We start from the raw sequence: 23,028 nt of genomic DNA on the forward strand, positions 1-23,028 counted from the left end.
TCAGATTTTGACCACTCCTCCTATTTGATTGGCAAAGCCACTTATTTTTTTACAATTTTAGGGAGAGACATATAAACACATGAAAAACCTATTATTCGCATTTCTAATTACCTTTTGCCTAGTACCAAAGCTACAAGCAAAAGACGGTTACCAGCTTTGGCTTTCTTACGAAAAGATTGAAGAAAGTAAACTCCGACAGGAGGTGGATCAGCTCTTTTCGGGAATCTATTTTTTTACTCAAAATCCTACTTATGATATCATCAAAGAGGAATTTACTCGAAGTGCTGAGGGGTTTTTAGACCAAAAAGCCAAATTCCTTTCCACAAGGGACGGGGATTTCAAACTCCTTGTAGGTACTCGATCTGAACTATCCCAGTATCTCGGACTTTCTCAGCAGGCTGAAATCAAAAATCTAGGCGAAGAAGGATACTGGCGTGGACCGCTGGAAATCAACGGAAAGAAGACCTACATCATCACCGGAAATTCTCCAGTTGGGGTTTTGTATGGAAGTTTTGACTTTTTGAAAAGTATCCAAATCGGCGAGTTCGATTCAAATGCGGAAAATTCAGACCAACCCAAGGTTCAATTGCGGATGTTGAATCATTGGGACAATTTGGATCGAACGGTGGAACGAGGCTATGCGGGATTTTCGATTTGGGATTGGCATAAGCTTCCCGGCTATATTGACCCAAGGTATATTGACTATGCAAGAGCCAATGCAAGTCTTGGAATCAATGCGGTATCCCTGACCAATGTCAATGCAAATGCTTGGATTCTACGGGAAGACTTTATCGAAAAAGTGAAGGTTCTTGCAGACCTTTTCCGACCTTATGGCATCAAGGTTTATCTCACTGCCCGTTTTTCAGCTCCTATCGAAATGGGAAACCTAGAAACAGCCGATCCGCTAGATTCGGATGTCCGGGCATTCTGGAAGGAAAGAGTCCAGATGATTTACCAGCATATCCCTGATTTTGGTGGATTTCTGGTTAAGGCTAATTCAGAGGGTCAACCCGGTCCTCACGAGTACGGAAGAAATCATGCAGAGGGTGCTAATATGCTGGCGGAAGCTTTGGCTCCATTTGGCGGAAATGTGATTTGGAGAGCATTTGTTTATTCGCATGAAATCGACGAAGACCGACACAAGCAGGCAAATCTCGAATTTGAACCTTTGGATGGGAAGTTTTTGGAAAATGTAATTATTCAGGTCAAAAACGGAGCCATCGATTTTCAACCCAGAGAGCCATTTCATCCGCTATTTGGAGCAGTGGATGAGACCAATCTGGGCATGGAATTTCAAATCACTCAAGAATACCTGGGCCAGGCTACCCAATTGGTGTATTTGGGCCCCATGTGGGAGGAGATTTTGAATACTAAAACCTATCGACCTGGTCCATCTACCACCGTTGCAAGCATCATTGACGGTTCGGACTCCGGCCAAAAACTGACTTTAATGGCGGGAGTCTCTAATATTGGGACAGACAGAAACTGGACAGGCCACCTATTCGGACAGGCTAATTGGTATGCCTTTGGCAAAATGGCCTGGAACCCCTATCAAGATGCGGAAAGCATAGCTTCAGAATGGATCAAACTAACCTTTGGCCATGAACAGACATTGCTCTCTTCCGTCCAAAATATCATGATGGAATCACATGAAGCAGCAGTCAATTATATGACTCCGCTGGGATTGCATCACCTTATGGGTAGAAGCCACCATTATGGTCCCGGGCCTTGGGTAGAAGGAGGAAGAGCCGATTGGACTTCTCTTTATTATCATAAAGCTGATAGCCAGGGAATCGGTTTTGATCGGACTTCCTCGGGTAGCAATGCCCTTGGCCAATATGCTCCTGAAATAGTCAAGGAATGGTCTGACCCAACCCAAATTCCAGAGAAATACCTGCTTTGGTTTCATCACATCCCTTGGGACTTTCAAATGAAATCGGGAAAAACACTCTGGGAAGAAATGGCCCTTCACTACGACTCGGGTGTAAAAACCGCTCTTGAAATGAAGGAAAATTGGCAAAAACTTGAAGGGCAATTGGATGAAGAGCGATTTCATCACGTCAATCAATTACTTTCTGTCCAAATAGAAGAGGCTCGATGGTGGCGAAATGCCTGCCTTTTGTACTTCCAGACTTTTTCTGGAAAACCATTTCCCGACGAGATTGAAAAACCGCAAGGCGATCTCGAATATTACAAGAGCTTAAGGTTTCCTTTTGCTCCCGGCATCAAGCCAAATTGGTAAAATTCTCGAAATATTTACAATGAAAATCCATATGGTCTAATTAAGCTTTCTTCAAGCAGGAATATTCTATAATTTAGCAATTCTTATTTCAAATACCCTTTCAAACCTTGGTAGTGAGATTTGTCCTAGTTTGGATTTTCGTCTTGATAACTCCCTTAGCACTGTTCGCTCAACGGGACACTTTTGATAGCTTGTTGGATCGGTCTATTACAGCCCGATACATCAGACTAGACAGTGCATGGTACTTTCTAAATCAGGCAGAGAAGATTAGAAATGAGTATTTCCCAAAGGATCCCATACTTCTAGGAAAGCTTGAAAACCAGTCCGGCACCCTTTACTATGTTAATGGCGATTATGCCAGTTCTTTAAGGCATTTTTCTAATGCAATTGCAATACTAAAAGACCAAAACAGTAAAAAAGATTACGTCTATGCTCTCAATGGTAGAGCGCTCATTTATCTGAGTCAGCATGAGTATGAAAATTCAATCAAGGTCTTGGATGAATGCATTAAAATCAATCAAGAACTGCAAGACAGTGTTGGACTAGGAAAGAATTATTTTAACAAAGGCATTTCTGAATCTGAATTGGGGAATTACGAGGAGGCCATGGTTTCACTCAAAACAGGCCTGAATTTTTTGAGTAATTATCCCGATGAGCCGCTTATGCCCATGATAATCAATAGACAGGCTAAGGTCTATTTTGAAATGGGGGACTTTTCAAAGTCTGAACAGACCTATCAGCAAGTTTTGAATGAATATCCCAAAACCTCAAACTGGGAATTGACTTTTGCCTATGCGGGTCTGGCCGAAATCCAATGCGAAAGAAATGATTATCCGAGTGCAATCGAATACGGAAAACTAGCTCTCAACTATGCTGAGCGAGTCAATGCGCTTTGGGATAAGGAGCGGGCTTCGGCAATTCTTTCAACAGCTTACGAGAAAGCAGGAGCCTACCAGCAAGCATTGGAGTACAGCAGAATCAACAAATCCTATTCTGATAGCCTTTACAATCAAAACAAAAATTCAGAGATCAGTTTTCTGCAATTGCAGCTGAGCGATGCAGAGAATGAGGTACTGAAGCAAGAGCAGGAAAGTGCCCAAAACGAATTACGTCTCAACAGAAAATACTTGATTCTTTTGTTGATCGCACTGGCAGTGACGATATCCGGGCTAATCTTGTACTCGAGACTTTTGGTGAAGAAAAATAAGTTTGCTGAGCAGCTCAAAGTCAAACAAGATGAAATTGAGGCCAAAAACGAAAAGCTCACCTCTATAAATGAAGAAAAAAACAAGCTCTTTTCTATCCTTTCGCATGATTTAAAAGGACCTGTTACTTCCATCAAGCAACTCTTAGAATTGAGTAAGGCAGGATTTTTCAAAGGGGAAGAAGAACGAAAGAGTGTACAAGACCTACTTACAAATCAAGTCAATCAGACTCATCAACTTCTAGAGGAATTGCTTGATTGGTCACATGCTCAACTTGACGGTATCATCACCAAGCCAATCGAAGTAAACTTAGTAGAAACCATTCAAAAGCAATTAAATCACCTCTCTTATCAAGCGATGGCAAAAAGCCTCAGCTTTAAATTTGATCCGCCAACCTCTCCAGTTTTTGCTATGGCAGATCCTCAGCAACTCAAAATCATCCTTCAAAATTGCCTGCAGAATGCCATTAAGTTTTCAAAGCCTGAGGGACAAATTTCAATTCAGCTTTCAGAGAAAAAAAATAATGTCCTTCTCTCCGTCAAAGATCAAGGCGTAGGGATATCTCCCGAAAAGTTGGATGAAATCAACAACAAGATGGTCAGAGTGCAATCTTCTCCAGGAACGCATAAGGAGAAAGGAACAGGCCTTGGACTACTGCTTGTGAGAGAGTTTATTGAGAAAAACGAAGGTTCATTGGAAATAAAAAGCGAACTTGATGAAGGCACCGAGATCCTAATCAGTCTTCCCAAAAGCAAAACCACCTAATCCCTATGAGAAAGTTTATTCCATTCCTTGTCCTTAATTTTTTTGTACTCTCATCTATAGCCCAGACCCTTACGACAAGAGAAATGGACCGGATCAATTGGATGGAATTTGCGGAGTTTGTCCCTGAAAAGATTCAGACAGTATTACTTCCTACTGGAACTCTAGAACCACACGGAGTCATCAATAATGGCGCAGACAATACCGCTCCTTTTGCTATGGCTAAGGATATTGCTGATGAGCTCAATGCGTTGATTGCCCCTACATTGAACTATGGCATGACAGGTAGCATGGCCAATTACCCTGGAGCCTTTGAGATTTCTGAGGAAGCCTACTCACTTTTTATCAGGGATATTCTTAAAGGACTCGCTAGAAATGGTTTTAAAAATATCATCATTCTGAATGGTCATGGAGGAGGGCAAACTGCCGTTCTACAAAAGGTAGCAGGCGAAGTAGCGAACGAATTACAAGTCCGAACTTTGGTAATCAACTGGTGGAGCTATGCTTCAGATGTGACTTTGGAAGTATTCAAAGAAGACGGAGGTCATGCGGGGCTCAATGAAACAGCTTATATCCAAGCCATCGATCCCACCCTTGTTCATCAGGAGCGCTACAACTCCAACCAAGCTACTGCCTACCCAAAAGATAAGTCGTGGTCTGCCGTGCCTTTCCCATCCTCAATCGGTCTCTATCAAGAAGGCCAAGGGTACCCTAATTTTAACCAAGAACAAGCAGAGGAATACTTTCAAAAAGTCAATGAAAAAGTCCTTGCTTTGATCGAAGAAACCATTGCAAAATGGGACTTGGCTGGGTTATAATAATTCTGAATTATGAAAAAGGCATTAATTCTCGGCGCAAATGGCAACATCGGGCAAATCATTGCTAAGGAATTGGCTGACAAGGGAGTACCGATTAAATTATTTAGTAGAAATCCAAAGAAAGTCAACCCCAATGACGAATTAATCATCGGCAACCTTCTTCATGCCGATGATGTCCTACAGGCAGCTGAAGGCGTTGATGTGGTTTTTTTAGTAGCAGGTATTCAATACGACAAAAAGGTCTGGGAAAAAGAATGGCCTATCATCATGGAAAACACGCTGGAAGCCTGTAAAGCACAGCAAGCCAAATTGGTCTTTTTTGACAATATGTATGCCTGTGACCCGACAAAAATCGGGAACCTGACCGAAAGCACAGCCCTGAACCCCGAAAGTACCAAAGGCAAGGTCAGATTGCATATTTTGAAAATGCTCTGGCGAGAGGTTGAAGAAAAAAGTCTGGAAGCAATTGTTGCGAGGGCTCCTGATTTTTATGGACCCAATGCCAAAAACAGCCTTTTGCATGAGCTAGTCATCAGCAGAATGAAATCAGGCAAAAATCCTCAATGGCTGTTCAATGCTAAAAGTAAGCATTCCTTTATCTATATTCCTGATGCCGGCAAAGCAACTGTGGAATTGGCATTAAGCCCAAACACTTGGAATCAGACCTGGAATCTACCTACTGATCAAGCTTTTTACTCTGTAGAGGAAATTACCCGAATTCTAAATACACATCTAAATAAGGATTTCAAACTTCAGGTACTTCCATCCTGGGCTATTTCGCTATTAGGTCTGTTCATTCAACCTTTGAAAGAAGTAAAAGAACTGAGCTATCAGCTCGAAGAAGACTATTGCTTCGATAGCAGCAAATTTGAAAAGGCCTTTGGCTGGAAAGCCACACCCATGGAAGATGGACTTAAAAAATGTCTTGAAGCCTAGCCCAAAATTCGCCAAACCCTTTCTCGCAATTGAGGAACTACCTCAGATTCAAACCAAGGGTTATTTCGCATCCATAAACGATTTCGAGGAGAAGGATGGACTAAAGGAAAAAAGTCTGGACTGTACGCTTCAAAGCTTTTGACAGTCTCAGTCAGTGTCTTTTTTCGGCTTGCACCCAAATAATACTTCTGAGCATAGGCCCCTATCAGAAGTGTAAGCTGAATATTAGGCATCCAGTCTAGAAGCGATGCATGCCACTGAGGAGCGCATTCGGGCCGAGGTGGTAAATCACCGCCCTTTCCCCTACCCGGATAGCAAAATCCCATCGGCATGATACCCACAATTTCCGGATCGTAAAAAACCTCTTTTTCCATTTCCAGCCAATTTCTCAAATTATCACCACTGGGATCATTCCAAGGAATGCCTGTTGCATGCACTCGTGTGCCCGGTGCTTGACCTATGATTAGGATTTTACTTTTCTGATGCACTGAGAAAACCGGATTCGCTCCTAGCGGCAGGTATTTTTCGCAGATTTTACAATCCTTAATCTGATGAATATGGTTTTCGAATTCGCGTTTCTCAGATAGCATGTTAAAGTCGTTAAAAATCAAACTTGCCAGTGTCAGAAGAATGACAAATTATTGATTTCAAAATAAGATAATATCGCAGATTATCTTTTCTGGAAAAGAATTTTTAAATTTCATCATACTGGATGTCAATACTTTGGAACAAACATCTGATTCTGAAGTTTTACATTTTCCTGAATACCAACAACCAATCAAATCATGAGAAGCTCGATTATATTATTTGGAATGATCGTCATGATAGCTAGCGGGTGTTTCACTCAAAAAGACTATGTGACCGAATATGACTACAATTATCAAGCATCTTTTAAAAGGTATAAGACATTTGCTTTTGTGGAGCCGACAGAAGTGGATACCAGTCTGATCCGACCAGTTTTGAATGCAACCATTGGAGCACGTCTAGGGTCTCAAGGTTTCAGAGAAAAGCCAGAAAAACCTGATATGTTGGTTTCGTACAAGATTTTCATGGATTCGATCCGCTATCGTGGATACGTACAACCGGAGTTTGATTACTGGCTTAAAAGCCGAGGCGCGGAAGTAGTCGAGGAGGATGAAGATGAAGAAGAGAAAGAAAGAGAAAAAGACGAAACGTACAATCAAATCAAGTACAAGGAAAACAATGGGATGCTGGTCATCTACGTGATCGACACAAAACGGGGAAATACTATCTGGCAAGGGTACACAGCAGCAAATTTTGATGAAGCTTCTCCTACTTTTCAAGCTGACATCACCAGAGCAGCCTATCGTGTCATGAATGAGTTTAAAGTTGTCAATAGATTGATGGAATAAGAACTAGTTTTACTCTCTAATTAATTTTATTTTTTTACTTAAAAATCTGATAATTAACATTTTAATAAAACCTCAAGGTAGTGTATTGATACTTTTTTCAGTCTTAAAAACCCCAAAAAAGACGTCATTAAACTCAATTTTTACTGTGTTTGTGTTTTTATGTTTTTCGTTTAGGTTTTTACGATAAATACACAAAATCTTAGCTTTTTGATTGAGAAATTAGTGGACAAGCCCACTTTTATATTTTTACTTATTTGCTTGATTTTTAGGTATTTATAATCTATATTCCGCATGTTTATAGCGTATTTCTATTGTTTATTACCCCCCATTTTGAATTTTCTTTTTGTTCAACTATAAATTTTAATGCTATGACAAGTTTTAACGATCCGGGGATGGGTTCTTTTGTAGAAAATAGCCCCGAAAATCAGTTCGAAGAAGAGTTCCAGCAAAATCCTTTTCAAGAAGAGGGACTCGAGATTGACCAGGCGGAATTGGATGCATTGGAGGAGTCAAGTCCTGATGCAAACATTCAAAACATCAAAACATTACAGCCAATTGATAAGAAAATCATTGATTGGAAATGGAAGCCGATTCCAATTGCCCGACACCAGGTATCAGGAAGTTATGAGACAGTTCAATCAGGCTGGCAACTAATTTTGAGAGTAGATGTCGATGGTACAGGCAACCTTCGAATGGCGAGCTTTGATTTTTTTCGAGTAGGAAGCACAACTAGCTATTGGGGTTCATTTATTATGAGAAATCCTACGGTGGTTTATGGGTCAACCAAAGTAACTGTTTCGGGTTCCTTCACAGGTACCAAGTCTATGTGGGCCAATCGGGCAAAAATTGAAATCTCTCGAAATTACATCTTTTCTACCAGGGCCTCAGCCAAGGTGACCATGATGCAAAACTCTACCTCAGGTGCTATTTATACCTGCGCTTTCAAATCTCAATATTTCAGAACCCTGCAACTAGAGACTGATGTGGAGCAAGGCACGACTCTGTTTGGTAGCTACAATACTGGTACCTACTCAAACCCAGGCCCTACACGGACTCTAAACTTGGTGTCTGCTTTCCAAGAGGCCGGAATTCAAATGAATTATACGGGAAGCAACAACTACATCAATACCAGTGAGGCTGGAAGTGACTCCCGCTGGACCGAAAGCGAGATGCATGCCAGTATGGTCAGGCACTTCAGTGTGTACAAAAATTCTCCTCAGTGGGCCGTTTGGTTATTTGCCGCTCGAAGAGCTGTCAGCAATACGCTTTTGGGAATTATGTTCGATTATAAGAGTTCGAACAAACCTCATAGACAAGGAGCCGCTGTATTTCAGGACACGCTAGCAAGCTATTTCAGCGGGAATAATTATACTAGAAATCAACTCTTCACCTATGTCCACGAATTGGGACATGCCTTCAATCTCCTTCATAGTTGGGATAAAAGCAGACCCGATAGCTTAAGCTGGATGAACTATCCTTGGGGCTATGACAACCGCAACGGAAGTGGACAATTTTGGGCCAATTTCACCTTTGCCTTCGACACTGGAGAGCTAGAACATCTCAGACATGGATACTACAATAGTGTAGTCATGGGTGGAAATGATTGGGCACAAGGCGCAGGTTTAGAGGCTCCCCACCGCCATATAGAGGACCTCACCGCTGATATCCACGATGACAACAGTGGCCTCAGGCTTGAAATCGTTCCAATTAAAAGCTCTTACGCTTTAGGCGAACCGGTGGTCGTGGAGATCAAACTTCGGTCGCGACTCAAAGATGATCAACGGGTAAATGCTCATGTACATCCAAAATATGAGCAAGTTCGGATCGGTATCATGAAGCCTAATGGACAGGTAATGAATTATGAGCCCGTTGGACATAACTGCGTAGCGGTCAAGGATGCCGTGCTGACTGACGAAAAAGACACGCTCTACGCCAGTGCTTATATAGGCTACGGAAGAGATGGATTTTATTTTGATGCACCAGGGATTTACAAGATCAAAGGTGCTTACAGAACGCCAGATGGTTCTGTCATTCAAAGTGAGGATGTGAAAATCAGGGTAAAATCACCTCTCAATGCGCAGGAAGATGCTATTGCAGATAGCTATTTCCATGATGACGTAGGGATGCTTTTCTACTTAATGGGATCAGATAGTCCAAGCCTTAAAAATGGGAATGATCTTTTGAAAGAAGTATCAGAAAAACATGCCAAAAATTCACTGAGTATTTATGCTGACTTCATCTTGGGTATCAATGAATCTATGACTTATAAAATCGTCGATCCCGAAAGTCAAAAACTACAGGTGAGAAAAAGAGACCTCGGGCAAGCGACAAGTCACTTGGACAAGGTCTTCTCTGAATCTGCAGGAGATAAAGGCATAGATAATATCACACTGAATTGGGCTTACAGGCAATTGGCTGATGGTATGCTTAAAGAGGGGGATGAAAAAGCCGCTGTGCAATTGATGAAAAGTATGGAAGCAATTTTCAAAAAGAAGAAATTGAAAGCTTCCGTCATGGAAACAATCAAATCACAGATCAACTCCTTGCTAGCTAATCGCTAGAAATCTTTTCTCCCTAAAAATCCGTCCCCTTCTAATGGTACTTAAATAGAAGGAGGACGGATTTTTCCATTTTTAGGCATCCCTAAAGCCACTTATCAGAATAGTGCGGGTACTTTTCGGATTTACTCACAATTCATCTATTTTTATAAAAACCCAAATTGAATCAATTATGAAAAACCTCATCACATTATTGATCTGTGGTGTGCTCAGCCAGTCAGCTTTGGGGCAAGGAACCCAGCTGCTTCGACAGCCTACGCTTAGCCAATCCGAAATTGTATTTGTCTATGCCAATGACCTTTGGAAAGTGTCTCGAGCTGGAGGTCAGGCAACCCGACTAACAAGTAATGAGGGAGAAGAGTCACTTCCGCATTTCTCTCCAGACGGTACACATATCGCATTTACGGCACAATATGATGGCAATACGGATGTCTACCTGATTCCATCAGAAGGTGGTGAACCACAACGACTGACCTGGCATCCAGGTGCAGATAATGTCACAGGATGGACTCCTGATGGACAGCACGTTTTATTTACCTCTGGCAGAGAAGGACATGCGACAGAGGAATCTAAATTTTTTAAAATTTCCAAGAATGGAGGAATGCCCGAATCATTGGCCATTCCAAGGGCTGTGAATGGAGAACTTTCCCCTGATGCTTCACACATTGCTTATCAGCAAATTTCATTTTGGGATCCAGAATGGAGAAATCATCGCGGTGGACAAGCCAAACCCATTTGGATAGTCGATATGAAAGACTATTCTCTTCAAATGACTCCGCAATTGGACAATGAGCGGCATACTGATCCTGTTTGGCTTGGAAATAAAGTGTATTACATCTCAGAGCGGGATTTCCTTGCCAATCTTTGGTCCTTCGATCCTGCAACGGGTCAGGAAAAACAAGAAACCTTCTTGAAGGATTTTGATATCAAAAGCATTGATGCCGGGCCAGATGCAATCATTATCGAGCAAGGAGGGTATCTACACTTATTTGACCCTGGGAATGGCTCTTTGACACAGGTAGAGATTGAGGTTAAGGGCGATTTTCACTGGGCTAGAGAGCGATGGGTGGATGTTTCTGCCAGTCAACTTCAGAATCCCTACCTCTCTCCTACCGGGCAGCGCGCATTATTTGAATTTCGAGGTGAGATCATTACCGTTCCAAAAGAAAACGGATCGGGCAGAAATATCACCAATACCTCAAGTTCTGCAGAGCGAGCCCCAGCTTGGTCACCTGATGGCCAAAAGATCGCCTACTTCTCTGATCAATCCGGAGAATATCAATTAATCATTGCCGATCAAACAGGCAGTACCATTGAGAAAACTATCAAAATTCCAGATCCAAGCTTTTTCTTTGAGCCAGAATGGGCTCCGGACGGAAGACACCTGGCGTTCACAGATACGGACTACAATATTTGGCTTGTTGAAATTGAAAGTGGAAATGCACGAATAGTCGAAACCGACCGATTTGCACATCCTAATCGCTCCATGAATCCAGTTTGGTCTCCTGATGGAAAATGGATAGCCTATTCCAGACTGATGGATAATCAGTTCAAATCTATTTTTGTCCTCAATGTAGACACCAACGAAAAGATCCAAATCAGCGATCAATTAGCAGACGCCATATCCCCAGTTTGGGATGAAAGTGGAAAGTATCTTTACTTCTTAGCTTCTACCAATTTTGGGCTAAATACAGGCTGGCTGGATATGAGTAGCTACGATAGGCCTGTGACCAGACATCTGTATTTTGCCATTCTGGATGCAAATGAAAAATCTCCACTTCTCCCAAAAAGTGACGAAGAAAAAGCCAAAGAAGCCAATGGGGAAAAGAAAGATGAAAATGGAGCCGTCACTGTAAAAATTGATCCAGAGAATATTGCAAGAAGAATTGTAGCAGTAGATATTCCTGATCGAAATTATACTGGCCTTGCCTCTGGACCTGAAGGAACGGTTTTCTACATGGAAGCAATTCCCAATCAAGGGACAGTCCTCCGAAAATATGACCTTAAAAAGCAAAAGTCGGAAGAATTTTTACCTCGAGTAAATCAAGTGGTAGTCTCTAAAGACAGAAAGTCCATGCTCTACCAATCAGGGTCAACTTGGGGAATCATCGAAACTTCCGGATCAAACAAGAAAGTAGGAGATGGAGCGCTTAAAGCAATTTCCTCCATGAAAGTCAAAGTCAATCCACAGGAAGAGTGGCAGCAGATTTACAGAGAAGGCTGGCGCTATCAGCGAGACTTCCTTTATGTTGACAATGTGCATGGCGCACCATGGGACGATATCTATGAATGGTATAAGCCGTGGGTAGACCATGTGCGTCACCGTACGGATATGAATTACATCATCGATATTATTGGTGGTGAAGTAGCGGTAGGCCATTCCTATACCCGAGGTGGTGATTTTCCTGATATCGACCGTGTACCAATTGGACTTTTAGGAGCTGATTTTGAAATGGTAAATGGACATTATCGTATCAGCAAGATTTATAATGGAGAAAGCTGGAATCCAAATCTGACTGCACCATTAGCTCATCCAGGCAATGAAGCGAAAGTCGGGGAATACCTAGTAGGAATAAACGGAAAAGAAATCCAAGCCAATACTAACCTGTATGAATACTTGGAAGGAACTGCCAATCAATACACGACCATTCACCTCAACTCAAAGCCAGGCTTGGACGGAGCAAGAATGATCGCTACCAAACCCGTAGCCAATGAATCCCAATTACGAATGATGGATTGGGTGGAAGGTAATAGAAGAAAAGTCGATGAACTATCGGATGGAAAGCTCGCTTACGTCTATCTTCCAAACACCGGTCAGCCAGGATACACCTATTTCAATCGATACTACTTCTCCCAGCAGGATAAAAAAGGTGCAGTGATCGATGAAAGAAATAACGGTGGTGGTTCTGCCGCAGATTACATGGTGGACATCATGGCGAGAGAACTTCACGGCTATTTTAACTCCCGAGCCAATGATCATAGACCCTTTACCACTCCCATGTCTGGAATATGGGGACCAAAAGTCATGCTGATCAATGAACGAGCAGGTTCGGGAGGAGATCTGCTGCCTTACCTTTTCAACAAAATGGAAATAGGCCCTCTCATCGGCACCAAAACTTGGGGAGGCTTAGTAGGCACTTGGGATACGCCTCCTTTCATAGACGGCGGGCGAATGGTCGCACCAAGAGGAGGTTTCTATGACGTAAATGGAGAATGGGCTGTGGAAGGAGTTGGAATTTCCCCGGATATTCCGGTAGAGCAGATGCCGAAAGACGTGATCAATGGAAGGGATCCTCAATTGGAACGAGCAGTCACTGAGGCATTGAAGCTACTCGAAACTGAAGGGGTAGAACTCAAACCAGAACCAGCACCTCCTATTCGATATTTCAGACCAAAAGGAAATTAATTGCTAGCAAACGCCTAATTTAATTACTCCTTACACCATCAATACCCAGCAGCTGATTCTGAGTTATGGAATCAGTTCTGGGTATTTCTTTTTTTGAAAGTTTGAAAAAAATTGGAGTTTTTTTGGTGAAAAATATTCTTTGAAAGATCCTAAATAACAAGATATTCAGAGGAAAAAATGCTCAGATTTATTTTCCTGAACAAATAAAACCTTTATGTTTTAGGATCGGAATTAAGTTTTTCGAATCTTTAAATAAATTAAACTTTTATAATCATGATAGATCAATTATTAAAAATGGCCGATGGCCCTTTGAAAGAATTTCTAGCAAATTCAAATGTGGATGCAGGTCCCGGAGATGCTTCCGCAATCGAGGAAGTTCTTGGTTCTCTTTTGCAAAAGAAGGCCCAATCTGGAGATCTCTCCGCTGTGAAAGAAATGTTTTCAGGTGCTGACACCCCAGCAGATAGTCCTGCAATTCAAGGGCTCTCAGGAGATTTTGCTTCCGGACTTATGGAAAAGTTGGGGCTAAATAGCCAGCAGGCAATGAGCCTTGCAACAGCAGCCCTTCCCATGCTGATGAACTTTTTCAATCAGCGCGTCAATGACGCTCCCCAAGACAATAATGACATCATGAATTCTGTAGCCAAAGCCTTACAAGGTGGTCCGGGTGCCGGAGGAGCTGATATCCTAGGTTCACTATTAGGTGGTGGAGGAAAAGGAGGTATGGACCTCGGTGGGCTTATGAATATGGGTAAAGGTCTTTTTAAATAATTTCATCAACATAAACTCCGAACAAATGAAAAAACTAACGATGATGGCGTTCATTGGAATTTTTATATTCCTTGCCTCCAATGCTCAAGCGCAGGGTCTTAAAATCCCAAAAATGGATTTAAGCTCTCAAGTTTTAGGAATTCTGGATAATACCAAAGGCCTTGGCTTAAATGCTGATCAAGAATCAAAACTCAAAAAAGACAATAAGAGCTTTGTGGATGAATTGATGAAAATAAGTGGAAGCAATGCATCCGATGAGGATAAAAAGGCAAGTTTCCTTGGTTTGAAAAATAAAAGAACCAAGTTCTTGACAGACCTCATGGGGAGTGATTTATTTAGAAAATATTCGGGTCAAATACTGAAAGGAATTAACCCACTCAAATCGAAACTGGGGCTAGCTGCCCTAGCCTTCTAGCGCTAATTGCTTAACTTCACAGCCTCGGTCATCCGAGGCTTTTTTATTACATATGAAAAATCTCTTTCCCTTTCTGTTTGGATGTATTCTCCTAGTCTCTTGCCAGGTTCAGGATCCAAAAGTCAACTTTTGGTTGACAGATCCGAAGTCTGGACTTCTTTTCGAGAAAAACCCCGAAACGCTTAAACTTGGACAAGAATCTCAAACCATTACTATTGACATCGAGTCCCGCTTCCAGTCTATGGATGGCTTTGGATTCACCTTGAGTCAAGGCTCTGCTCAGCACATCCTTCAGATGAGCGATTCGGCACGCAATTCACTCCTTCTTGAGCTTTTTGGGAATGAGGAAAACAGCATCCGAATCAATTATCTCAGACTTTCTGTAGCTGCCTCTGACTTGAATGAATTCCCCTTTTCTTACAATGATCTGGAAGATTCAATGGCAGTAGATCCCGAACTAGAAAATTTTAGCCTTAGCTACGATACCCTGGATGTGATTCCTGTTTTGAAAATGATTTTGGCTATCAACCCCAAAATCAAATTAATGGCCTCTCCTTGGTCTCCACCAAAGTGGATGAAAGACAATAAGGACTCACGAGGAGGATCCCTTTTGGAAGAATTCGAGCCTGCCTATGCACAATACCTGGTCAAGTATATCCAGGCGATGAAAGCTGAAGGCATCAACATAGACGCCCTGACCATTCAAAACGAGCCCTTACATCCTGGAAATAACCCTTCACTTCTAATGCTTCCGGAGCAGCAAGCCCGCTTCATCGGGAAGTACTTGGGGCCGGCTTTCTTGGAATCAGGTATCGAAACCAAAATTGTGGTTTATGATCACAATGCGGATCGACCCGACTACCCGATTTCAGTCATGAGTGACAGTTTAGCTAATCCATTTATTGACGGTTCGGCATTTCATCTGTATGGAGGAGAAATTGAAGCACTTTCAGAAGTACATCGAGCCTTTCCCAACAAAAACATCTACTTCACAGAGCAATGGGTAGGTGCTCCCGGTAATTTGGAAGGAGATATTCCATGGCATGTGAAAAATCTACTGATCGGAGCGCCTAGGAATTGGGCAAAAACGGTTTTGGAATGGAATCTAAGCTCCAATCCTAGCCTGACACCTCATACTGACCGAGGAGGCTGTGACCGTTGCTTGGGCGCAGTGACAATAGATGGAGATCAAGTTACGCGAAATCCAGCCTATTATGTCATCGCTCATGCCAGCAAATTTGTAGATGACGGTTCGGTCAGAATCGAATCCAATTCAATCGAAGGCTTGCCTAATGTAGCCTATCAAACACCGTCAGGAAAAAAGGTCCTAATTGTGCTAAATGACAGTTCGGCTCCTGTAGCTTTCCAAGTAAAGGAAGGCAAGACTCAATTCAGCACCAATCTAAATCCTGGAGCAACTGGAACCTGGGTTTGGTAAGTGAACATTTTTCAAAATTACCTCGTAACTTTTACTTCCTATTCAAAATTCGCATCAGTTCTCTGGCCGTGGTTTCTCCCTTTTGACGAATCAGTCTTCGAGGTGTATTATCTCCCACCTCAAAGGTCATCGCCTCTGCACCGTGCACAAAGAAGAAGTATGAACTAGAAGTGACTCCTCGCTCCATACCTTCCGATGGTCGAATATTGGGGTCATAACCCGGGATTTTTCGAGATGATCGCTTTATTAATTTGGGAATGAGACCAGGATGATTCCCATCCAAATCCTCATTGATTGTGTAAAAAATATCTTCCCAAGTAGCATGAAAATCTGCAGCAAACACGAATTCACCCCCTGTTTCGCGCACTTTGGACTCCATAAATTCGGCCAAGGCTTTTGGCTCAGGCTGATTGAAATTGATCCAATCTCGATTAGTATCTACCCCTCCTACATTATGCCGCCAATGACCTCTGGCCACTCCATCAGGGTTCATCAGAGGCATGACATACAGGTTATATTTACTTCGGAATTTTTTAGCCTGAGGACTATCCTCACAAAGTGTCTCGACAAAGCTTTTTAATGCAAGGAAACCAGGGATTTCCGGTGGATGCTGTAAGGAAATAGCCATCAGCATTTTTTGATCATCAGCCTCCCCTATTTTCAAAACCTCCAGAGGTCTTCCTTCTTTACTTTGGCCAATTTCAATTTTTTCAACAAAATCATTCTCAAGGATTTTCCCTTTCCACCTCTCCACATAGGCAGTCCCTGCAAAATCCTGTGCCGCTATCCAAAGCGTATCTGGACCTACCCAAACCTTCGCTTCAGCAAATTCAATCTGCCTTCGTCCATCCTCCAATGTTTTATAGTGTGGGTGAAAAGCCGCAGAATCTAACTTCTTATAATAAAGCCCTCGCTTATTGATTTTGGGGTAATAGCGGTGAAAGCCATTTTGAGGATATGTCAGCCGAATCCATAGTTGCTTTTCCTCTTCTGACCACATTTTGAATGCATACCATGGACTCGGGTTGATGGGTTGATTCTCTGGCAAAATCATCACCTCGATCAGAGTGTCGTTGACCCTCTTGGCATCATTCAGTCTTCCACCTTCCATTTTATTAGAAATAAAAAAACCGTCACCCAAATCAAAATCCCTATAGACTTGGGTTTCGATCGGTTTATCCTCGGTGGGAACCACATTGATAGGGCCTTGACCTGACCACTGCTGTGTAGGTTTGCAGGCCATGAAAAAGATAAAAAATACAATGGGGGCTAAATACTTCATTCTTGAATTTACAAAAAAAGATTTAGCCCCATGCTAGTATCAGACTTTAGGAACCTGCCAGCCGTTATGATAATGAGCTTTCATTAAGTCATTTGCCTCGCTATCACTAAACTGATTTTTACCTGCGTCCCAATAAACTTTCTTGCCTGTTTTGTAGGCTATATTTCCCATCTGAGCATTAATAGCCGCTACCGAACCAGTCTGAATGGCACATTTCAACATGCCCGGGTCATTTGCCATCACAGAATCAACAAAATTGACTGCATGCAAATCCAGTGCACTACCTTCAGGTCTTGTATGGGGAACCTCTTCCACTTTTGGCTTTCGCTCACCATCCACATTTTCTGTTTCCGGGATTACTTTCCAGCCTCCACGATTGACCACAAGGGTGGCATTATTTCCGATAAATGCGATTCCTTCAGTCGTGCCATAATTTCCTCCGTCGATGCCGGTCGCATGCTCCCAAAGCATGTTGAATCCATCGTATTCATAGACAGTTTGAAGTGTATCTGGGGTCTCAGAAGCATCGTCAGGATAGGCAAATTTCCCTCCTGAAGCCATGACTGATTTAGGAGCGCTTACTCCCATCGCATAAAGTGCAATATCAATCTCATGAACTCCCCAGTCTGTCATCAAGCCACCCGCATAATCCCAAAACCAACGGAAGTTGAAATGAAAACGATTGGGGTTGAACTCTCTTTTCGGTGCAGGACCCAACCACATATCGTAATCTACCCCTGCAGGTGCCGGACCATTGGGGAGCACAGGCACGGGCTTCATCCAACCTTGATATGCCCAACATTTGACTAGTCGAATCTGTCCCAACTTCCCGGATTTGACATAATTGATAGCTTGGTCATATTGACTTCCGGATCGCTGCCATTGCCCCACTTGGACGACTTTTCCATATCGCTCTTGGGCCTTCACCATGATTTGACATTCCTCGATCGTATTGGCTATGGGTTTCTCTACATACACGTGCTTGCCTGCAGATACCGCATCGACCATGTTTAGGCAATGCCAATGGTCAGGCGTACCGATGATCACCACATCAATATCCGGATCTTCCAGCATCTTCCGGTAGTCTTTATACTGCTTTGGACGAGTACCTCGCTGCTTAAAAACATCCTCAGTTCGTTGGTCCAAAACAGATTGATCTACATCTGCTAAAGCAACACAGTTGACGTTAGCCATTTTGAGATGTGCGTTCATATTGGACCAGCCCATACCTTTGCAGCCGATGACTCCATAATTGAGTTGATCTGAAGGCTTGATTTTGCGGGTAAAAGCACCAAAATCTGCCGCAGTTAATACTGATGGCATGCTGAGTCCAGCTCCTAAGAGCATGGTATTTTGTAGAAATTTTCTTCGAGAGGACATTTTTGTCAAGGGTTTATGTAAAAGGTTCTAATCTGGTTTTCAGTAGCTAGCATAGATATTCTAGATACTTGATACTAAGTACTTTCTACTTAAAGTGGTCTTACCCAAATATTTCTAAATCTCACCGGATTGCTATGATCCTGAAGCTTAATTGGAAGAGCCTCTGCGTGAGCTTTGTAATTAGGGATGCCGATGTACTCAGTAGGTCCGCGAAGGATGACATGATTTTGAACCAAAACACCATTGATCAAAACAGTCACAGTAGCAGGAGATGTAAGCACTCCATTTTTATCAAAACGAGGAGCTTTGAAAATGATATCGTAATAATTCCATTCTCCCGGAGCACGAAGTGGATTGACTAGTGGCGGAAACTGCTTGTAGATACTTCCAGCCTGACCATTGGTGTAGGTCTTGCTTTCGTAGCTATCCAAAATCTGCACCTCATACAGTCCCATCAGGAAAAAACCGGAGTTTCCGCGACCTTGTCCCTCTCCTTTGATCTCTGTAGGAGCTGACCATTCGATGTGATATTGTGCATCTCCAAAGGCCATTTTTGACTGGATATCCCCTTTACCTGGAGTCACAACTAGTTCACCATTTTCTATAATCCACTCAGCGGGACTAGACCCATCTCGGGCAGAAACAAAACTATTCAAGCTACTTCCATCGAAAAGTACGATGGCATCCGATGGAGGAAGGTTGTTTTCAGCTCCGGGAGTAATTTTTGGAGGGACAGGTGTATAGAACTCAGTAGCTTGAGGAGGCATAGGCGGTGGAGTTTTCTCTTGACCATACAAGGACAAACTTAAACCTGCCGAAAGGAAAAGGAATAAAAGTGATTTAAATCGAATGTTCATACCGTAGATTATTTTAAGGTTTATAATTTCACAGGATAAATTAAGTCCAAATGCGCTCAATCAAAAAACCATTGATGGATTTTTGATTGTAAGCGCCAGAAGCTTTCCTAATTTTCTGAAAATTTCACCTTATGAAGAAGATCTACCTCTCTATTTTAAGTCTGTTTTTCACAGCTCAATTCGCTTTTAGTCAAACTGAGTATTATTTCCCAGGGGAAAAATTTAATCCGGAAATTCCTTCACCTGAGGAATTCTTGGGCTATCCTGTAGGAGACTGGCATACTCGCTATGATCTCATCGTCAAATACTATGAAAAATTGGATGAGCTCAGTGATATGGTCAAGCTAGAAACGATCGGCTATACACACGAACACCGGCCAAAGGTCATCCTGACCATTGCCAACGAAAGCAACATGGCCAACCTTGAAGCGATCCGACAAACTCAGGTACAATTGGCAGACCCAACTCAACCCAAACCAGATGTCAGCCAAATGCCATCTATCGTCCATTTAGGCTATGGGGTGCATGGAAATGAACCTTCTTCAGCAGAAGCAGCACTCTTGACCGCTTATTGGATTGTAGCAGGTCAATCTGAACTCGCTCAGAGAGTCAGAGAAGAATCTGTAGTACTCATCGATCCCACCCTCAACCCAGATGGAAGGGACAGACACAGTCTTTGGGCTAATTCTAATAAGGGCTTTCCACCGGTCGCAGATCCTTTGGACAGGGAGCACAATGAGGCTTGGCCCGGAGGGCGAACTAACCATTATTGGTATGATCTTAACAGAGACTGGCTTCCACTTGCCCACCCTGAATCACAGACCAAAGTCCAATGGTATCATCAGTGGTATCCCAATGTCACCACTGACTTTCATGAAATGGGTACGAATAGCACTTATTTCTTCGAACCAACCAAACCCTATGGATCCGAAAACCCTGTAGTTCCAAGAAAAAACTACGATGAAATCAACCCCATTTTCGCCAACTACTTTGCGAAATACATGGATGAAATCGGCAGTCTTTATTGGACAAAGGAGGTTTTTGACAATAGCTATCCCGGCTATGGATCCACTTACCCTGATATTCATGGTGGCTTGGGCTTGGTATTCGAGACGGCCAGTAGCCGGGGCCATCTTCAAGCTAGTCAGCGAGGCGACATCTCTTTTGCATTCACCATTCGAAATCATGTGGTCAACTCCCTAGCTACCTTAGAAGCTGCTATTGATAACCGGGAATACATGCATGATTATCTCCGGGAATTTTTCGAAACGGCAGTTGCTGAAGGAAAAAAAGACCCTGCTAAAAACTATGTGTTTGGAGATGAGTATGACGAAAGTAGAAATAGACTCTTTGTTCAGTTTCTACTTGATCATCAGATTGATGTCTATGAAAATAATGCTGATTTGAAGGTTGGAAATAACACCTTCAAAAAAGGAAAATCATGGGTAGTCCCTACCGCACAACCTCAATACCGCATGGTTCGCACCATGTTTGAATATGTAAAAGAATTTGCTGATTCGGTTTTTTACGACGCATCAGCCTGGACCATGGCGGCAGCTTATGGGATGCCTTTCGCCGCTGCACCATCTGCTCAAGTAGGTGAGGAAGTAAAAGAGGTAGCAAAACCTTCTTTCGAGTTTCCTGAAGGAAAAGCTTATGCCTATCTCATTGACTGGTCAGATTACTTTGCGCCGAAGGCACTTTATGAGCTACAAAAAGCAGGCATTCATGTAGAGGTAGTCAACCGACCACTTCGATCGCAAACTCAAGAAGGTGCGGTAGATTTTGCAGCAGGGACGCTAATGATTCCGATGGGTTTCCAAAAAATCGAGGATACAGAATTGATCGAACAGCTGAAAAACATCGCCAATAAAAATCAGCAGAAAGTATATAAGGTAGAAACGGGGCTAAACCTTTCAGGCATTGACTTAGGCTCCAATTCGGTGGGAGCTGTGCAGCAGCCAAAAGTCATTATGCTGGTGGGACCGGGTGTTTCTAGCTATGAAGCCGGTGAAATTTGGCATTTGCTAGACTCAAAGGTTGGAATGCCTATTACCAAAGTAAATACAGATGATTTTGGAAGGGTAAACCTATTTGATTACAATACGCTGATACTGGCATCCGGTAATTACAACAGCCTTTCTAATTCGGCTGTTGAGCACCTCAAAGATTGGATTCAGCGAGGAGGAACCGTTGTTTCACTCAAAAGTGCAAGCCTTTGGCTCAACCGGCAGGGAATCACCAATGAATCTGCAGTAGAACTTGAAGAAAAAGCAGAACCTGAATCTCTTCCTTTTGCAAGTAGCCGTGATTTCGAAGGGGCGAAAGCTGTAGGAGGTAGTATTTATATGGCAGAGCTGGACTTGACTCATCCTATTGCTTACGGATACCAAATGAAAAATATCCCTGTCTACAGAAACAGCAATATTTTCATCCAACCTAGCAAAAACAAATACCTCACGCCTATCCGATACACCGAGAATCCACACCTAGGCGGCTATATTTCCGACCAAAACCTTGAGAGACTCAAGCAAAGCGCCAGTGTCCTCATTTCTCCATCGGGACGTGGAAGGGTCGTTCATTTCTTCGACAACCCTAATTTCCGAGGGGCTTGGTTTGGAACCAATAAGCTCTTCTTAAATGCGATTTTCTTTGGAAACCAAATGGATTGAATCTTTTGATAAATCAGAATTTGAATATGCGGAATTCTGCAAGCAGTCTAAATTCTTGAATGATGGGGACTGGAAATCGGAAGAATGAAGATCGAAGCTTCCCAATTTTAACTCTACATTGATTTTAGACTGAATACCTTTCATTCTATTGGAAATGCCCATTCTCATGATAAAATAAGGCTGGATTTCCCGGCCTTATTTTTTTTAAATGTATATCAGCATTATAAACAGTACCGAAATTGTGCGGATAAAATTCTGCGAAAATGATCAATTTTTGCAGCTTCCGTCATCGGACACCTGTCGGCGGTGGCGGATCGGACATCCGCCTAGAATAGCAAAAAAAATCAGGTTACTGGCATCATTGCGGATAATAATATTTTTTTAACTCATAATTTCGAGTAAGATTCCGCTACCAAAAGTTACAGAATTCCAAGATTCAAGCGGAATCTGTATAGAAATCAAGTCCCCCGGTTGCATATTTCGATAGATCCCATCGCAGAGACTGGAGGCGAGCATACTTATCACTGGATTATGTCCCACAATTAGAAGTCGGTCAAACTCATCCGAACAATTTTCCACCAAATCCATTAAGTCCCGCATATCGCCATCGTAGATGATTCGGGTAAATTCTTGCTTCTTGATCAGTACCGTTTCAGAAAAAATCTTCGCTGTTTCTTGCGTCCTATTAGCACTAGAACAATACATAAAGTCTATTTCAGGGGTGTTTTCATTGAAGCTTTTTGCAATACGCGCTATTTTTTCCCGACCTCTTGAAGTAAGAGTTCTTTCAAAATCTGAATCTGCTGAAAAACTGGCCTCCCCATGCCTCATTAAAAATAAATGCTTCATTTTGGATAAAATTTTTGATTAGCTCCCTACATACATATCAGTGCACAATCACCCTGCCATTCAA

At 42.5% G+C, this 23,028-nt stretch carries 16 protein-coding genes; 11 read left to right on the forward strand and 5 right to left on the reverse strand.

Features of this window, described 5'->3' with window-relative positions; all coding sequences use genetic code 11:
• The first annotated feature begins 79 nt into the window (after positions 1-79).
• From CDH51_RS04190 to CDH51_RS04205, 4 genes are all read left to right on the forward strand, one after another.
• Positions 80-2,242, forward strand: a complete 2,163-nt coding sequence (locus tag CDH51_RS04190; protein ID WP_100627382.1) for an alpha-glucuronidase family glycosyl hydrolase — start codon at positions 80-82, stop codon at positions 2,240-2,242.
• A 113-nt stretch (positions 2,243-2,355) separates the two neighbouring features.
• Complete coding sequence (locus CDH51_RS04195) at positions 2,356-4,212, forward strand: tetratricopeptide repeat-containing sensor histidine kinase (protein ID WP_157807038.1); 1,857 nt, start codon at positions 2,356-2,358, stop codon at positions 4,210-4,212.
• A 5-nt stretch (positions 4,213-4,217) separates the two neighbouring features.
• On the forward strand, positions 4,218-5,027 hold the full coding sequence (locus tag CDH51_RS04200; protein ID WP_100627384.1) for a creatininase family protein: 810 nt from the start codon (positions 4,218-4,220) through the stop codon (positions 5,025-5,027).
• Positions 5,028-5,039: 12 nt separating this feature from the next.
• Complete coding sequence (locus CDH51_RS04205) at positions 5,040-5,963, forward strand: NAD-dependent epimerase/dehydratase family protein (protein ID WP_100627385.1); 924 nt, start codon at positions 5,040-5,042, stop codon at positions 5,961-5,963.
• Here the strand turns inward: CDH51_RS04205 and CDH51_RS04210 are convergent.
• On the reverse strand, positions 5,960-6,553 hold the full coding sequence (locus CDH51_RS04210; protein WP_100627386.1) for a uracil-DNA glycosylase family protein: 594 nt from the start codon (positions 6,551-6,553) through the stop codon (positions 5,960-5,962). The two genes, CDH51_RS04205 and CDH51_RS04210, sit on opposite strands and share 4 nt — an antisense overlap.
• A 195-nt stretch (positions 6,554-6,748) precedes the next feature.
• Between CDH51_RS04210 and CDH51_RS04215 the strand changes: the two genes are divergently transcribed.
• The 6 genes from CDH51_RS04215 (at position 6,749) to CDH51_RS04240 (ending at position 15,924) form a co-directional block, all read left to right on the forward strand.
• Complete coding sequence (locus CDH51_RS04215) at positions 6,749-7,336, forward strand: DUF4136 domain-containing protein (RefSeq protein WP_100627387.1); 588 nt, start codon at positions 6,749-6,751, stop codon at positions 7,334-7,336.
• A gap of 368 nt (positions 7,337-7,704) precedes the next feature.
• Positions 7,705-9,897, forward strand: a complete 2,193-nt coding sequence (locus tag CDH51_RS04220) for a zinc metalloprotease (protein WP_157807039.1) — start codon at positions 7,705-7,707, stop codon at positions 9,895-9,897.
• Positions 9,898-10,066: 169 nt separating this feature from the next.
• Complete coding sequence (locus CDH51_RS04225; protein ID WP_100627389.1) at positions 10,067-13,300, forward strand: S41 family peptidase; 3,234 nt, start codon at positions 10,067-10,069, stop codon at positions 13,298-13,300.
• A 273-nt stretch (positions 13,301-13,573) separates the two neighbouring features.
• Positions 13,574-14,071 (forward strand): DUF937 domain-containing protein, encoded by a 498-nt coding sequence (locus CDH51_RS04230; protein ID WP_100627390.1) that lies wholly within the window; start codon positions 13,574-13,576, stop codon positions 14,069-14,071.
• A 25-nt stretch (positions 14,072-14,096) separates the two neighbouring features.
• The gene (locus CDH51_RS04235; protein WP_100627391.1) at positions 14,097-14,486 is read left to right on the forward strand and encodes a hypothetical protein; all 390 of its coding nucleotides are present in this window, start codon (positions 14,097-14,099) and stop codon (positions 14,484-14,486) included.
• 52 nt (positions 14,487-14,538) lie between these two features.
• Positions 14,539-15,924, forward strand: coding sequence for a glycoside hydrolase family 30 protein (locus CDH51_RS04240; RefSeq protein ID WP_100627392.1), 1,386 nt, complete (start codon positions 14,539-14,541; stop codon positions 15,922-15,924).
• Between the two features lie 31 nt (positions 15,925-15,955).
• Here CDH51_RS04240 and CDH51_RS04245 read toward each other — a convergent pair whose 3' ends face one another.
• The 3 genes from CDH51_RS04245 to CDH51_RS04255 all read right to left on the reverse strand — a co-directional run bounded on the left by CDH51_RS04245 (position 15,956) and on the right by CDH51_RS04255 (position 19,443).
• On the reverse strand, positions 15,956-17,206 hold the full coding sequence (locus tag CDH51_RS04245) for a M14 family metallopeptidase (protein WP_100627393.1): 1,251 nt from the start codon (positions 17,204-17,206) through the stop codon (positions 15,956-15,958).
• Positions 17,207-17,245: 39 nt separating this feature from the next.
• Complete coding sequence (locus CDH51_RS04250) at positions 17,246-18,586, reverse strand: Gfo/Idh/MocA family protein (protein ID WP_100627394.1); 1,341 nt, start codon at positions 18,584-18,586, stop codon at positions 17,246-17,248.
• A gap of 89 nt (positions 18,587-18,675) precedes the next feature.
• On the reverse strand, positions 18,676-19,443 hold the full coding sequence (locus tag CDH51_RS04255; protein ID WP_100627395.1) for a 3-keto-disaccharide hydrolase: 768 nt from the start codon (positions 19,441-19,443) through the stop codon (positions 18,676-18,678).
• A gap of 131 nt (positions 19,444-19,574) precedes the next feature.
• Between CDH51_RS04255 and CDH51_RS04260 the strand changes: the two genes are divergently transcribed.
• Positions 19,575-22,115: a M14 metallopeptidase family protein gene (locus CDH51_RS04260; RefSeq protein ID WP_100627396.1), complete on the forward strand. Its 2,541-nt coding sequence runs from the start codon at positions 19,575-19,577 to the stop codon at positions 22,113-22,115.
• Between the two features lie 381 nt (positions 22,116-22,496).
• Here CDH51_RS04260 and CDH51_RS04270 read toward each other — a convergent pair whose 3' ends face one another.
• Entirely contained in the window at positions 22,497-22,964 is a 468-nt protein-coding gene (locus CDH51_RS04270; RefSeq protein WP_100627398.1) for a SixA phosphatase family protein, read from the reverse strand.
• Positions 22,965-23,028: the final 64 nt, after the last annotated feature.

Source organism: Algoriphagus formosus, assembly GCF_002807035.1.
In the GTDB taxonomy this organism is placed as follows: domain Bacteria; phylum Bacteroidota; class Bacteroidia; order Cytophagales; family Cyclobacteriaceae; genus Algoriphagus; species Algoriphagus formosus.

Bases quoted from the DNA above. Each gene is read 5' to 3' on its own strand.
- CDH51_RS04235 (WP_100627391.1), top strand. From the start codon at position 14,097: ATGAAAAAACTAACGATGATGGCGTTCATTGGAATTTTTATATTCCTT.
- CDH51_RS04245 (WP_100627393.1), bottom strand. From the start codon at position 17,206: ATGAAGTATTTAGCCCCCATTGTATTTTTTATCTTTTTCATGGCCTGC.
- CDH51_RS04250 (WP_100627394.1), bottom strand. From the start codon at position 18,586: ATGTCCTCTCGAAGAAAATTTCTACAAAATACCATGCTCTTAGGAGCT.
- CDH51_RS04210 (WP_100627386.1), bottom strand. From the start codon at position 6,553: ATGCTATCTGAGAAACGCGAATTCGAAAACCATATTCATCAGATTAAG.
- CDH51_RS04220 (WP_157807039.1), top strand. From the start codon at position 7,705: ATGACAAGTTTTAACGATCCGGGGATGGGTTCTTTTGTAGAAAATAGC.
- CDH51_RS04240 (WP_100627392.1), top strand. From the start codon at position 14,539: ATGAAAAATCTCTTTCCCTTTCTGTTTGGATGTATTCTCCTAGTCTCT.
- CDH51_RS04230 (WP_100627390.1), top strand. From the start codon at position 13,574: ATGATAGATCAATTATTAAAAATGGCCGATGGCCCTTTGAAAGAATTT.
- CDH51_RS04225 (WP_100627389.1), top strand. From the start codon at position 10,067: ATGAAAAACCTCATCACATTATTGATCTGTGGTGTGCTCAGCCAGTCA.
- CDH51_RS04190 (WP_100627382.1), top strand. From the start codon at position 80: ATGAAAAACCTATTATTCGCATTTCTAATTACCTTTTGCCTAGTACCA.
- CDH51_RS04260 (WP_100627396.1), top strand. From the start codon at position 19,575: ATGAAGAAGATCTACCTCTCTATTTTAAGTCTGTTTTTCACAGCTCAA.
- CDH51_RS04270 (WP_100627398.1), bottom strand. From the start codon at position 22,964: ATGAAGCATTTATTTTTAATGAGGCATGGGGAGGCCAGTTTTTCAGCA.
- CDH51_RS04200 (WP_100627384.1), top strand. From the start codon at position 4,218: ATGAGAAAGTTTATTCCATTCCTTGTCCTTAATTTTTTTGTACTCTCA.
- CDH51_RS04255 (WP_100627395.1), bottom strand. From the start codon at position 19,443: ATGAACATTCGATTTAAATCACTTTTATTCCTTTTCCTTTCGGCAGGT.
- CDH51_RS04215 (WP_100627387.1), top strand. From the start codon at position 6,749: ATGAGAAGCTCGATTATATTATTTGGAATGATCGTCATGATAGCTAGC.
- CDH51_RS04205 (WP_100627385.1), top strand. From the start codon at position 5,040: ATGAAAAAGGCATTAATTCTCGGCGCAAATGGCAACATCGGGCAAATC.